Origin of the sequence: Cryobacterium tagatosivorans, from assembly GCF_004402215.1 — a bacterium.
Lineage (GTDB): Bacteria > Actinomycetota > Actinomycetes > Actinomycetales > Microbacteriaceae > Cryobacterium > Cryobacterium tagatosivorans.
This window is the reverse complement of sequence record NZ_SOEZ01000065.1, coordinates 1-13,639: the sequence shown is the minus strand read 5'-3', so window position 1 is coordinate 13,639 and position 13,639 is coordinate 1. Positions and strand designations below refer to the sequence as shown.

Sequence of the window (13,639 nt, the reverse complement as noted above, 5' to 3'; positions counted from 1 at the left end):
GTCGCGGCGACAGCATCGCCGACGCCGTCGCGGAGGAGGCCCGGGCGCTCGGCGGGCAGGCCGGCGACGCCTGGCTGGGCCTCGCGGCGGCCTGGGGCGTGGCGACGCAGGCCGGGGCGCCGCTCGCTGCCTGCCTGCGGGAGCTCGCCGCATCCTTCCGCGATGTGGGCCAGGTTCACCGGGACCTCGCCGTCGCGCTGGCCGGCCCGAAGGCGACGGCACGGATGGTGATGGGGCTGCCGTTGGTGGGCATCCTGTTCGGCAGCGTGCTCGGCTTCAACACGGTGCAGACCCTGTTCCTCACGGTGCCAGGCCTGGTCTGCCTCGCGACCGGGACGCTGCTGATGCTGGCCGGCGCGCGCTGGAACGGGCGCCTGGTGCGGTCAGCGCGGGCCCGGGACCCGACGCCCGGGCTCGCGCTCGACCTGACCGCCATCGGCATGACCGGGGGAGGGTCGGTCGAGCGCGCCCGTACCCTGGTGCGGTCGGTCACCGAGCGTTACGGCGTGTGCGGCGCCGAGGGCGGCTCGGAGCCCGCGATTGACCGGGTGCTCGCCCTGTCGGCCCGCGCCGGCGTGCCGGCGGCGGAACTGCTGCGCAGTGAGGCCGACCAGCTGCGCCGCGACGCGCGGAGCGAGGGGCAGCGCGCCGCGGCGACCCTGTCGGTGACGCTGATGATCCCGCTCGGGGTGTGCGTGCTGCCCGCGTTCATGCTCGTCTGCGTGCTGCCGCTGCTGCTGGCCGTCCTCTCCTCCACATTGCGGTCGTTCTAGGCATTCCACGCCGCTCTGCCGACGCCGGGCACCGGACCGGTGGACGGGGTCAGGATGGTCCCGCTCGTGCCATCAACGATCCGCGTCCAGGGACGCGAAGGGAGACGAACAGATGCAGACGGAACACGCGTCGACGGCCGGGCCGGCGACGGCCGGGCCGACGACGGCAGGTTCGGCGACGACAGGGCCGAACGAGACCCCTGACGCACGGCGCCCGCGGAGTCCGGCCCGGCCGCTGCGGCGGCTGCGCGAGGACACGGGGGCGGCAACCGCCGAGTACCTGGTGGCCACGATGGCGGCGGTCGGCTTTGCCGGCCTCCTGATTGTGATCCTCCGAGGAGACGAGGTGCGCGGCATCCTCACCGAACTCGTGCGCACGGCGCTCAGTGTGGGGTAGCGGGCACGGCCGTGACGCCGGCACGGTGACCGCGGAGTTCGCCGTGGTGCTGCCGGCCGTGCTTCTCGTGCTCGCCTGCTGCCTGGGTGCCGTGCAGGTTGTGAGCCAGCAGGTGCGCCTGACGGATGCCGCCGGCGACGCGGCCCGGCTGCTCGCGCGCGGCGAAACCGCCGGCCAGGTCGCGGATCTCGTGCGTCGATCGGTCGACGGTGCGCGCCTCGCCACGGAGCGCCGCGGCGAGTTCGTCTGCGCGCGGCTCAGCGCGCCGGCCGCGTTCGGTCCCTACGCGGCGTTCGGCCTCACGGTTGCGGCCGAGTCGTGCGCGCTGGCGGGCCCCGCAGGCCGAGGCCCCAGCCCGTGACCCGTCCCGCGACCCGTCCCGCGACCCGTCCCGCGACCCGTCCCGCTACCGGGCGGCTCGGGCAGCTCCGGCGGCTCCGGCGGCTCAAGCGGGACTCCGAGCGTGGCGCGGGCGGCGTGCTCGCGGTCGCGCTGATCGGCGCGACGCTGACGGCGACCTTCCTCAGCGTTCCGCTGCTTGCCCTGCTGGCCGTGGGCCAGTCGGTGCAGAACGCAGCGGATTCCGCAGCGCTCGCCGCCGCCGACACCGCGTCGGGCGCGGTGCCGGGCTACCCCTGCGCGGCCGCGGACCAGGCGGCCGCCCTCAACGGGGCATCCGTGGTCGCCTGCACGATCGACGGCCTGATCGCATCCGTGACCGTCGCCCGGACGGTCGCCGGCTTCGCCCTCACCTCATCCGCGCGCGCCGGCCCGCCGCCCTCACCCTGACCGCGAAACCGCAGTTGTGCGCGCTAAAACGCCGTTATAGCGCGCACAACTGCGGTTTCGCGGTCAGGGCGAAGGGCGGAAGGGCGGAAGAGCGGATTAGTCGAAGAGGGCCTCGAGGTAGCGGTAGTCGACCGCGGTCGGGCGGTCGGGATGGTCGGACGACTCGAACTCGAGCCCGGTGCCTCGCGCATAGAGGTAGCGCTTGGCCCCCGAGTCGGCCGGAATCTCCAGACGCGGCTGCGGGTCACCCGATTCGAGGAACGATGTCGTAATGGTCTTGCCTTCGAGGGGGCCGTCCGTGAGCTTCGCGGTGTACGTGCCCGTTGATCCTGTAGCCATGCCTCCATTGTCCTCACGCGCAGGCAACTGGCAAGCCCCCAGTGCAAGGAGGACGGGCAAACGGCAGATAAACCTGAGTGACGCTCGATTAGGCGGGGACTCTATTCCTATGTGTATGGTGTGCCTTGGCCCAATCACGCGGGTCGCCACTATAAGAGGAGTCTGGTGCCAGGCACTAAGAAGCTGGTCATTGTTGAGTCGCCGACCAAGATGAAGTCGATCGCCGCCTACCTCGGCGACGGCTACGAGGTACTGTCCTCGGTTGGTCACATCCGGGATCTGGTCGAGCCGAAGAACCTGCCGCCGGAACTGAAGAAGGGCTCCCTCGGCAAGTTCTCGGTTGACGTGGAGAACGGTTTCGAACCGTACTACGTCGTGTCCGACGCCAAGAAGAAGACCGTCGCCGACCTCAAGCGCGCGATGAAGAACGCCGACGAACTCCTGCTCGCAACTGATGAGGACCGCGAAGGCGAGGCCATCGCGTGGCACCTCCTGCAGGTGCTCCAGCCCAAGGTCCCGGTCAAGCGCATGGTCTTCCACGAGATCACGAAGGATGCCATCCTCGAGGCGGTCGACAACACCCGCGAACTCGACACCGCCCTCGTCGACGCCCAGGAAACCCGGCGCATCCTCGACCGCCTCTACGGCTACGAAATCTCTCCCGTGCTCTGGCGCAAGGTCGGCCCCGGCCTCTCCGCCGGCCGCGTGCAGTCCGCCGCGACGCGACTCGTCGTCGAGCGTGAGCGCGAACGGCTGGCCTTCGTGTCGGCCTCCTACTGGGACCTGCTCGCTCGCCTCGCGGCGTCGGCCGGCGCCACCGAACAGGGCTTCGACGCCAAGCTGGTGCGGCTGAACGGCGAACGGATCGCCACCGGCAGCGACTTCGACGACTCGGGCAAGCTCAAGCCCACCGTGAAGGCGGCCACGCTCGACGAGGCATCCGCCCTCGCCCTCGCCGACGCCCTCCAGGAGCCGGCCGTCAACCTCACCGTGACGAAGGTCGCCTCCAAGCCGTACCGCCGCAGCCCGGCCGCGCCGTTCACGACGTCGACCCTGCAGCAGGAAGCCGCCCGCAAGCTGCGCTTCACCGCCCGGCAGACCATGAGCGTCGCCCAGTCGCTCTACGAAAACGGCTACATCACCTATATGCGTACCGACTCGCCGTCGCTCTCGCAGCAGGCGATCACGGCGGCGCGCACGCAGGCCTCCGCGCTGTATGGCCCGGAAACCGTGCCCGACAAGCCCCGCCTCTACAAGGGCAAGAGCAAGAGCGCGCAGGAGGCCCACGAGGCGATCCGCCCCTCCGGCGACACGTTCCGCACCCCGGCGTCGCTCGCCTCCACCCTCCGCGGCAGCGACTTCAAACTCTACGAACTCATCTGGAAGCGCACCGTCGCCTCGCAGATGGCCGACGCCACGGGCTCGACCGCGTCGGTGACCATCTCGGCCGGTCCCACCGGTGCTGCGGCGCACCCCGCGGCATCCGGCGCCATCGCCGAGTTCGCGGCCAGCGGCACCGTGATCACCTTCCGCGGCTTCCTGCTCGCCTACGAGGAATCCGTCGACGAGGAGCGCAACGCGTCGACCGACCCGACCGAGTCCAAGCTCCCGCCGCTCGCCGAGGGCCAGGTCCTCACCCTCGTCGATATCGAGGCCAAGGGGCACGAGACCACCCCAGCCGCCCGTTACACCGAGGCGAGCCTGGTCAAGAAGCTCGAGGAACTCGGCATCGGCCGGCCGTCCACCTATGCGTCGATCATCTCCACGATCACCGAGCGCGGCTACGTCACCCCACGCGGCCAGTCGCTCATCCCGAATTGGATCGCCTTCTCCGTCGTGCGCCTGCTCGAGGACTACTTCGGCGACCTGGTCGAATACGACTTCACCGCCGAAATGGAAGACGACCTCGACCGCATCGCCGGCGGCACGGCCGACCGCGTCGACTGGCTGACCAGCTTCTACTTCGGGTCGGACAAGCACCGCGGACTGCGCCAGGTCATCGACAACCTCGGCGAGATCGACGCGAAGAGCATCAACTCGCTGCCGATCTCCGACGACATCACCCTGCGCATCGGCAAGTACGGTCCCTACCTCGAGGTCATCGACCCCGAAGCCGGCCCGGATGCTCCGCCGCGCCGCGTCAACATCCCGCCGGACCTCGCACCCGATGAGCTCACCCCCGCCAAGGCCCGCGAGCTCATGGACGCGCCGGTCATCACCGACCGCGTCATCGGCGTGAACCCGGAGAACGGCAAGACGATCGTCGCCAAGGACGGCCGGTTCGGCCCCTACGTGACCGAGCTGGAGCCGGAGCCCGAAGCCCCGGAGGCCGCGCCCGTCGAAACCCCCGCCGAGACCGTCGACGCCGCCACCGGAGAGGTCACGACGGCCAAGCCGAAGAAGAAAGCGCCGGCCAAGAAGAAGGTCGTCGCGGTCAAGCCGCGCACCGCGTCGCTGTTCAAGTCGATGGACATCGCGACCGTCGACCTCGACACCGCGCTCCGACTGCTCGACCTGCCGCGCGTCGTCGGGACCGACCCGGAGTCCGGGGCCGAGATCACCGCGCAGAACGGCCGCTTCGGCGCGTACCTGAAGAAGGGCGTCGACACTCGCTCACTGCCCGGCGGTGAGGACCAGATCTTCGAGATCGACCTGGCCGGCGCGATCGAGCTCTACGCCCAGCCCAAGTACGGCGAACGCCGGGCCTCGAGCGCGCTCAAGGAATTCGAGACGCCCGATCCCGACAGCGGCAAGGCGATCAAGATCAAGGACGGCCGCTTCGGCGCGTACGTGACCGACGGCACCACCAACGCCACGATCCCGAAGGCCGAAAGCATCGAAGAGGTCGACTTCGACCGGGCCGTGCAGCTCCTGGCCGACAAGCGCGCCAAGGGCCCGGCGGTCAAGAAGACGGCCGCGAAGAAGGCTCCGGCCAAGAAGGCGCCCGCCAAGAAACCGGCCGCCAAGAAGCCGACCCCGTCGGGTGCCAGCACGACCGTGCGCAAGGCGGCGGTCCGCACCCCCGCCCAGAAGGCGGCGACGGCCGCCAAGGCCGCGGCGACCCGGGCGGCCACCGCAGCCGCGAAGGCGGCACAGGGCTCCTCGAAGTCGTGACCGGACTCTTCATAACGCTCGAGGGCGGCGACGGGTCTGGGAAATCAACCCAGGCCCGGCTGCTCACCGAGTGGCTCGAGGGGCAGGGTCGCAACGTCCTCCGCACCCGCGAGCCCGGCGGCACGGATGTCGGCGTCGAGATCCGCGAGATCGTGCTGCACCACCGCGGCGACATCGCTCCCCGCGCCGAGGCCCTGCTCTACGCGGCCGACCGTGCCCACCACATCGCGACGAAGGTGCGGCCCGCCCTGGCCGCCGGCGACATCGTCATCCAGGACCGCTACCTCGACTCATCCGTCGCCTACCAGGGCGCCGGGCGGGTGCTGGGTCGGGACGAGGTGCGCGACCTGTCCCTCTGGGCGGCTGAGGGGCTGCTGCCCGACGTCACGATCCTGCTCGACCTCGACGAGACGGTCGCGCGCGGCCGGCTCGACGCGGACAACAAGCGCTTCGACCGCCTCGAGGCGGAGAAGAACGAGTTCCACGCGCGGGTGCGCGCCGCGTTCCTCGACCTGGCCGCGGCTGAGCCCGACCGCTTCCTGGTCGTGGATGCCACCGCCGCCGTCGACACGATCGCCGACGCCATCCGCGCCCGCGTCGCGCGTCTGCTCTAGCCCTGCCGCACGCTCCCGGCGCGCTGCCGCCCCCTCGCGTGGCCGCGCCGTGGCTGAGTCGCGGCTGAGTCGCGGCTGAGTCGCGGACAAAGTACCTTCGTTCACAAATTGAAGGTACCTTTTCCGCAATTCAACCCGAGACGTCTGCCGACGCGGGGGAGTGTCGCCGGCGGACGGTAGCCTAGATAAATGGCATTGTGGGACGAACTCACGGGACAGGCCGACGCGATCGCCATCTTCCGGGCTGCCGCCGTGCGCCCGGGGGTCTCGACCGGCTCGACCGCCGCAGGGGTCTCGACAGGCTCGACCACCGGTGCTGGCTCGACCACCGGTGCTAGCTCGACCACCGGTGCTAGCTCGACCACCGGTGCTAGCTCGACGGCCGGTGCAGGCTCGACCGCCGGTGAGTCGACGTCGATGACGCACGCCTGGCTGATCACCGGCCCGCCCGGCTCCGGCCGCTCCAACCTCGCCTATGCGTTCGCCGCCGCCCTGCTCAGCCGCAGCGCCGACGACGAAGAGGCCACGCAGCGCCAGGTCGCCGCCCGCACGCACCCCGACCTCACCGTGCTCACCACCGAGGGCGTCATCATCAAGATGGACAGCGTCAAGGAGGTCGTGGCCCGGTCGCAATACTCGCCGTCCGTCGGCCGCTACCGGGTGATCGTCGTCGAGGACGCCGACCGGATGGTCGAACGCACCTCCAACGTCCTCCTCAAGGCCCTCGAGGAGCCGCCGGACCGCACCGTCTGGATCCTCTGCGCCCCGAGCGAGGCCGACCTGCTGCCCACCATCCGCTCCCGCGTTCGCACCGTGCGCCTGCGGGTGCCGAGCGTCGAAGACGTCGCGGAGCTGCTGATTGCGCGCGACGGCGTCGACCCGGTCACCGCCGAGCGCGCCGCGCGGGAGGCCCAGAGCCACATCGGCATGGCCCACCGGCTGGCAACCAACTCCGAGGCGCGGGCCCGGCGCGAGGAGACCCTCCGCGCGGCCCTCGGCATCCGCGGGGTCTCCACGGCCGTCAACGCGGCCGCACGCCTGCTGGCGATCGCCGGCGACGACGCGAAGGCGATCACCGAGGAGCGCGACGCCGAGGAACGCGAGGGCGTGCTGCGCTCCCTCGGCGTGGAACCCGGCCAGTCCGTGCCGCCGGCCCTGCGCAGCCAGCTCAAGGCGCTCGAAGACGACCAGAAACGCCGGGCGACACGCAGCCTGCGCGACGGCATCGACCGCATCCTCGTCGACCTGTCCTCGCTCTACCGCGACGTGCTCATGGTGCAACTGGGGCGCGAGGGGAGCGTGATCAACCGGGAACTCCTCGCCGAGCTGCGCTCCGGCGGCGCGTCCAGCACTCCGGCAGCAACGCTGGAGACAATGGATGCCATCGCGCTCGCGCGAGCGAGAATCGAATCAAACGTGGCACCGGCGCTCGCCCTCGAGGCGATGCTGGTGAGCGCGATCCGCCGGCACTGACGCCGGCGGACGCAGCCAGGGAAAGAGGAATCCGTTGAGCAGACGAATACGCGTTCGCACGTCACCGGTCGCCGCCGTGGCGGCCGCGCTTGCGCTCACGCTGGCGCTCAGCGGGTGTGTGCCCTGGTTCCTCCCGCAGGAATCGCCGTCCACGTCCACACCGACCGGCGAACAGGTCGGCGACGCGCTCGACCCGTTCTACTCGCAGGTCCTGCGCTGGAAGGACTGCGGCGACGGCCTGCAGTGCACGACCGCGACGGCCCCGCTCGACTGGACCGAGCCCGGCGCGGGCGACATCGACCTGGCCCTGGTGCGCCATCCGGCCATCGGCGGCAAGCGCGTCGGTTCCCTGCTGGTGAACCCGGGCGGTCCGGGCGGCTCCGGCTACGACTTCGTCAAGGACTCCCTCGACTACGCCACGGACAAGAAGCTCCAGGCAGGCTTCGACATCGTCGGCTTCGACCCGCGCGGGGTGGGCCGTTCCACTGCGGTGGCCTGCTACGAACCGGCCCAGATGGACGAATACCTCTACGGCCTCACCGCGGCGCCGCGCGGCACGGATGCCTGGATCCAGGAGCTCGAGACGGCCGCCGCCGATTTCGGCTCGGCCTGCGCCGAGAACACCGGCGCGCTGCTCGGACACGTCGACACGGAGAGCGCCGCCCGCGACCTCGACCTGCTGCGCGCCGTGCTCGGCGACAAGAAACTGAACTACCTCGGCTACTCCTACGGGACGTTCCTCGGCGCCACCTACGCCGAGTTGTTCCCCGATAAGGTGGGCCGGCTGGCCCTCGACGGCGCGCTGGACCCGTCCACGAGCAACTTCGACGTGACGCGGGTGCAGGCACAGGGCTTCGAAAGCGCCCTGCGCGCCTACCTCGCCGACTGCCTCAGCTCGTCGAAGTGCCCGTTCACCGGCACTGTCGACCAGGCCATGAACACCATCGGCGCCCTGCTCGCCTCGGTCGACGCGAGTCCGATCGCCGCGAAGGACGGCCGCAAGCTGGGATCGAACGCGCTGCTCACCGCGATCATCTACCCGCTCTACCAGGCGACCGCGTGGACCTACCTGAGCGACATGTTCGAGAGCGTCATGGCGGGCGAGGCCGACTACGCCTTCCAGTTCGCCGACCAGTACAACGGCCGCAACAAGGACGGCACCTACGCCGACAACTCCACCGAGGCGTTCATGGCGATCAACTGCGTCGATTACGCCTACAACGACGACCCGGCCACGATGCGCGCCCAGGCCGCCGAGATCGAAGCCGCGGCGCCAACCATCGGCAGGTACATGACCTTCGGCGACATCGGCTGCGCCAACTGGCCGCACGCCTTCACCGGTGAGCGCCGTGAGATCCGGGCGGAGGGAGCCGCGCCCATCCTCGTCGTCGGCACCACCAACGACCCGGCGACGCCGTACGTCTGGGCGAAGAACCTGGCCGCCCAGCTCGACAGCGGCCACCTCGTCACCTACGAGGGCGAGGGGCACACGGCCTACAACAAGTCCAACGATTGCGTGAACAACGTGGTCGACGACTACCTGCTGAGCGGGAAGGTGCCGGCCTCCGACCCTCGTTGTTGACCCTCCCGCCGACTGCCCGATATGGGAGAATTGGCGTCATGGCACCGGACACCGAAGAGCCCGGCCTTCGGGAGCGGAAGCGGCTCGCTACGAGGCGGGCCATCCAGCACGCGGTCCTGACGTTGTCGCTCCAGGCGGGCATCGAAAAGGTCACGGTCGAGGACATCAGCCGGGTCGCGAGCATCTCCCCGCGCACCTTCTTCAACTACTTCCCCTCCAAGGATGCCGCCCTGCTCGGGGACGCCCCCGACCTGGCCTCCGAGGAGGCGATCGAGGCCTTCGTGCACGGTGGGCCGGACGGGGACATCCTCGCCCAGGTGGCAGACCTGCTCGCGGAGAGCCTCGAACGCAGCGAAGCCGACCGGGAGATCCACCACCTGCGGCAGGCCGTCATGAAGGACAGCACCTACCTGTTCGGGCTGCGGATGGCGACCCTGCGGGAGTTCGAGGCGCGGCTGCTCGACATCGTGAGGCGACGATTCGAAACCGACCATCCCGAGCGGGCCGGAACGCCCGGCCTCGCCCAGCGCGCGCTGCTGTTCACCCTCGTCGCGGTGGCCGCTATGCGGCACGCCTGGATCCGCTGGGCCGAAGAGGACGCGGCTTCCCTCTCCGACTGCCTCGCCGCATCGTTTGCCGAGCTGTACAACTTCACCCGCCCGACCGGCTAAGCTTGGATGCTGTGTCACCGAGTCACCCTTCGCGGGGAATTCGGCCGTCACGCCGCCTTAGCTCAGTCGGTAGAGCGATTCACTCGTAATGAATAGGTCATCAGTTCGATTCTGATAGGCGGCCCCACACTGTGCCGCACGTTGTGCCGCACGCTGACTTGCGGACAAAGTACCTTCATCTTCACAACGAAGGTACTTTCTCCGCGACTCAGCCCGTTCCTGTCGGCCTAGGCTTGCAGCATGACTGACACGCTTCGCTGGGGCATCCTGGCCACCGGCGGTATCGCCCACGCTTTCACCTCCGACCTCGTGCTGCATGGCTTCCAGGTGCAGGCCGTGGGCTCCCGCAGCCAGCCGTCCGCCGACGCCTTCGCGGCCGAGTTCGGCATCCCCACCGCCCACGGCAGCTACGAAGCGCTCGTCGCCGATCCGGATGTCGACATCATCTACGTGTCGACCCCGCATCCGTTCCACGCCGAGAACGCGGCCCTCGCGCTCAACGCGGGCAAGCACGTGCTGATCGAAAAGCCCATCGCGATGAACGGCCGCGAGGCGCGGGAGATCGTCGACCTCGCCGCCGGCCTCGGCCTGCTCGTGATGGAAGGCATGTGGACGCGGTTCCTGCCGCACATGGTGCGCATCCGGGAGATCATCGCCGCCGGCACGCTCGGCGACGTGCACACCCTCATCGCCGACCACACCCAGGACCTCCCCGACGACCCGGCGCACCGCCTGAACGACCTCGCCCTCGGCGGCGGCGCGCTGCTCGACCTGGCCATCTACCCTTTGTCGTTCGCGTCCAACCTGTTCGGGCGGCCCGAAACCATCCTCGCGAGCGCGTCCTTCAAGGACACCGGCGCGGATGCCCAGGTGGCGACGATCTTCCGCTACCCGGGCGGGCAGATCGCGACCACGCTCTCCGCCAGCGACACCAAGGGGCCCAACACGGCGACCATCCTGGGCACCGACGGGCGGATCGACATCGACCACGTCTGGTATTCGCCGACCACCATCCACGTGCGCAGCAGCGACAACGAACTCGTCGAGAGCTTCACCGCCGAGGTCGCCGGCCGCGGCATGCACTACCAGGCGGCCGAGATGGAGCGGGTCATCGGCGCCGGGAAGACGTCGAGTGACATCCTCCCGACCGAGGAACTCGTGGCCATCATGGAGACCCTCGACGCCGTGCGCGACCAGATCGGCCTGCGCTACCCCGGCGAATGACGGATGCCCCCACGAGCGCCGCGCCTGCCGGCCTGCCGCTCTTGGGGGGCACCCGGACTGGGTGAGCCCCCGAGGCACCCGACTCTGGGCAAGACGACCCCGCTGAGATACCGTGAAATCGTCCGCTAATCGGGGGGTTTTGTGCAGTCAACCATGCGGGTCGCCCGGCGTTCCGGTGACGCCTGGCCGCTCTGGGCGCTGTGGGCCGCCCTCGGCGTCTTCACCGTCGGATTCCTGCTGCCCGGTGGCGAAGGCAGTTCACCGGCGCAGGGCTGGTTGTCGCTGCTCTGCGACTGGGTCCCGGTTGCCGTGTGCTGGGTCGCCGCGTCCCGGGTCGGGTTCCGGAGCCTCCAGGTCATGCTGGCCGCAACCGCGGTGACCGTGTTCGCGCTTGCGGACAGCTACACCGTCGCCGCGACGGCCACCGGCATGGAACTGCCCTTCCCGTCGGCCGCCGACGTCGGCTACCTGCTCTTCTACCTGCTGATGCTGGCCGCCCTGCTCGCGCTCGTGCGCAGCCAGCTGCGCGGCCTGGCCTCCTCGGTGCTGCTGGACAGCGCCGTCGGCGCCCTCGGAGCGGCCGCCGTGCTGGCCGTGCTGCTCAGCCCGATCCTCGACTCCGCCGCCGGCGACTCGTCATCCGTCGCCACCGTGGTCGGCGTCGCCTACCCGCTGCTCGACCTGGCGCTGGTGGCCGCGGCGGTCGGTGTGGCGGCGGCCCCCGGCCTGCGGCTCGGGCGCCGGTGGGTGCTGCTCATCTGCGGTCTGCTGATCTTCGCGGCATCCGATGTCACGCTGGCCCTGATGGACCTCGGCAGCGCGTCCGTCGCCGGGACGGCTCTGAACGCCGCGTGGACCCTCGGCCTGGCCTTCGTGGCCACCTGGGTCGACGGCGCGACGCGCCCGGCCCCCGTGGCGAGCCGCGGCCTCAAGGGCGTGTGGGGGCTGCTCGTCCCGGCCGCCGCAACGGCGGCGGCGCTCGGCGTGCTGATCCTCGGCACGCAACTGCCCGTATCCGCCCTCGCGGTGGCCCTCGCCGGCGCGACCCTCGTGCTCGCGGTGGTCCGCACCCAGCTGGCCTTCCGCCAGCTGGTCAAGATGGCGGACCTGCGTCGGCAGGCGCTGACGGACGACCTGACCGGGCTGCCGAACCGGCGGTCGCTCTACGCCGACGTTCCCGAGCGCCTCGCGGCACGCCAGGACGGCCCCAGCGCCCTCCTGCTGCTGGACCTGGACCGCTTCAAGGAGGTCAACGACAGCCTCGGCCACGACGTCGGCGACCGGCTGCTCGTCCAGGTCGGCGTTCGGCTGTCCGCGCACCTCCGCGGCCGTGACCTGCTCGCCCGGCTCGGCGGCGACGAATTCGCCGTCTTCCTCGACAACGCCGGACGAGACCAGGCCGTGGCCGTCGCCCTCAAGCTGCGGGCGGCGCTGGCCGAATCCTTCACGCTGGAGGGGATCGCGCTGCAGGTCGACGTCAGCATCGGGATCGCCCTGTCGCCCGACCAGGGCGACGACCTCAAGGTGCTGCTGCGCAAGGCCGACATGGCGATGTACAAGGCCAAGGCCGCCCGGAGCGGCCATCACGTCTACATGAGCGTCGACAACAGCCACGGCGACGACCGCCTGCGCACCCTCGAGGAGCTGCGCATCGCCCTCCGCGACGACCAGCTCGTGCTGCACTACCAGCCGAAGATCGACCTCACCACGGGCATCGTGAACGGGGTCGAGGCCCTCGTCCGCTGGAAGCACCCGGCCCGAGGTCTGCTCTACCCCGAAGCGTTCCTCGTGCTCGTGGAGGAGGCCGGCCTCATGCACTGGATGACCGAGGTCGTGCTGGAGAAGGCGCTGGACCAGGCGGCGGTCTGGGCGGCCGACGGCCGGCCGATGACGGTCGCCGTGAACCTGTCGGCGAGTTCCCTCGTCGACGCGGATCTCCCGCAGCGAGTCATCGGGATGATCGCGGCCAGGCGACTGCCGTCATCCGCTCTGATGCTGGAGATCACCGAGGAGTTCCTGATGGCCGACCGGGAGCGCGCCCGGGCGATCCTGACCGAACTGAGTGCCGGCGGCATCCGCCTGGCCGTCGACGACTTCGGCACCGGCTACAGCTCCCTGGCCTACCTGCGGGACCTGCCCATCGACGAACTCAAGCTGGACCGCTCGTTCGTCATCCCGATGGGCGACGACCTCCGGGCGGCCGCGCTCGTGTCGTCGACCATCCACCTCGCGCACAGCCTCGGCCTGCGGATGGTGGCCGAGGGCGTCGAAGACGCGGATGCCTACGACGCCCTGGTGCAGCAGGGCTGCGACCACGCCCAGGGCTATTTCCTCTCGAAGGCCCTCCCGGCCGAGGTGCTCGACGAGTGGATGGAACACCGCCGGCTGGAATCGCTCCCTGTCTGATCGGGCTGGGAGCCGCTCAGGCAGGGCGGCTAGCATGCTGGGGTGAACGATCCGGATGCCCCGCTCGACCGCCGCTCGGCGCGCGCCGGTCGGTCGTTCCTCGCCCGCCGCCGCCCCGTGCTCGTCGTCGCCGCCGCCCTGTTCGCCCTCCTCGGTAGCGCGATGGTCGCCGCCGGTGCCGCCACCGGCGGCGGGACGCGGGTGGCCGCCGTGACCACCCCGACCGCGGCCGTGCCCTCGGCAGCCGCCACGCCGGC

Annotated in this window: 13 protein-coding genes and 1 tRNA gene; 13 read left to right on the top strand and 1 reads right to left on the bottom strand. The window is 70.5% G+C overall.

The window, feature by feature from the left end:
* The 4 genes from E3O23_RS13725 to E3O23_RS13710 form a co-directional block, all read left to right on the top strand.
* Nucleotides 1-773: type II secretion system F family protein (locus E3O23_RS13725; protein WP_134491905.1), on the top strand; the 773-nt coding region annotated here is incomplete at its 5' end.
* Between the two features lie 112 nt (nucleotides 774-885).
* Nucleotides 886-1,170 carry a DUF4244 domain-containing protein gene (locus E3O23_RS13720; RefSeq protein ID WP_134491903.1) on the top strand — a complete coding sequence of 95 codons (285 nt, stop codon included), beginning with the start codon at nucleotides 886-888 and terminating at the stop codon, nucleotides 1,168-1,170.
* A complete protein-coding gene (locus tag E3O23_RS13715; protein ID WP_134491901.1) occupies nucleotides 1,160-1,531 on the top strand; it encodes a TadE family type IV pilus minor pilin in 372 nt (123 codons plus the stop codon). The genes E3O23_RS13720 and E3O23_RS13715 overlap by 11 nt, the downstream gene beginning before the upstream one ends.
* On the top strand, nucleotides 1,528-1,959 hold the full coding sequence (locus E3O23_RS13710) for an Rv3654c family TadE-like protein (RefSeq protein WP_134491899.1): 432 nt from the start codon (nucleotides 1,528-1,530) through the stop codon (nucleotides 1,957-1,959). Before E3O23_RS13715 ends, E3O23_RS13710 begins: the two co-directional genes overlap by 4 nt.
* Nucleotides 1,960-2,055: 96 nt before the next feature.
* Here the strand turns inward: E3O23_RS13710 and E3O23_RS13705 are convergent, their stop codons facing one another.
* Entirely contained in the window at nucleotides 2,056-2,298 is a 243-nt protein-coding gene (locus tag E3O23_RS13705; protein WP_134491897.1) for a hypothetical protein, read from the bottom strand.
* A 165-nt stretch (nucleotides 2,299-2,463) separates the two neighbouring features.
* Between E3O23_RS13705 and topA the strand changes: the two genes are divergently transcribed.
* The 9 genes from topA to E3O23_RS13660 all read left to right on the top strand — a co-directional run.
* Nucleotides 2,464-5,412, top strand: a complete 2,949-nt coding sequence (topA, locus tag E3O23_RS13700; protein ID WP_134491895.1) for a type I DNA topoisomerase — start codon at nucleotides 2,464-2,466, stop codon at nucleotides 5,410-5,412.
* A complete protein-coding gene (gene tmk, locus E3O23_RS13695; protein WP_134491893.1) occupies nucleotides 5,409-6,026 on the top strand; it encodes a dTMP kinase in 618 nt (205 codons plus the stop codon). The genes topA and tmk overlap by 4 nt, the downstream gene beginning before the upstream one ends.
* Before the next feature lie 189 nt (nucleotides 6,027-6,215).
* Nucleotides 6,216-7,499 (top strand): DNA polymerase III subunit delta', encoded by a 1,284-nt coding sequence (locus E3O23_RS13690; protein ID WP_134491891.1) that lies wholly within the window; start codon nucleotides 6,216-6,218, stop codon nucleotides 7,497-7,499.
* A gap of 34 nt (nucleotides 7,500-7,533) precedes the next feature.
* Nucleotides 7,534-9,081 (top strand): alpha/beta hydrolase, encoded by a 1,548-nt coding sequence (locus E3O23_RS13685; protein WP_134491889.1) that lies wholly within the window; start codon nucleotides 7,534-7,536, stop codon nucleotides 9,079-9,081.
* Between the two features lie 38 nt (nucleotides 9,082-9,119).
* Complete coding sequence (locus E3O23_RS13680) at nucleotides 9,120-9,752, top strand: TetR family transcriptional regulator (protein WP_134491887.1); 633 nt, start codon at nucleotides 9,120-9,122, stop codon at nucleotides 9,750-9,752.
* A gap of 51 nt (nucleotides 9,753-9,803) precedes the next feature.
* Nucleotides 9,804-9,879 (top strand) — tRNA-Thr (locus tag E3O23_RS13675).
* 113 nt (nucleotides 9,880-9,992) lie between these two features.
* On the top strand, nucleotides 9,993-10,976 hold the full coding sequence (locus E3O23_RS13670) for a Gfo/Idh/MocA family protein (RefSeq protein ID WP_134491885.1): 984 nt from the start codon (nucleotides 9,993-9,995) through the stop codon (nucleotides 10,974-10,976).
* A gap of 141 nt (nucleotides 10,977-11,117) precedes the next feature.
* Complete coding sequence (locus tag E3O23_RS13665) at nucleotides 11,118-13,382, top strand: putative bifunctional diguanylate cyclase/phosphodiesterase (protein WP_134491883.1); 2,265 nt, start codon at nucleotides 11,118-11,120, stop codon at nucleotides 13,380-13,382.
* Nucleotides 13,383-13,424: 42 nt separating this feature from the next.
* Nucleotides 13,425-13,639, top strand: a 215-nt coding sequence (locus tag E3O23_RS13660) for a hypothetical protein (protein WP_134491881.1), incomplete at its 3' end; no start/stop codon positions are given.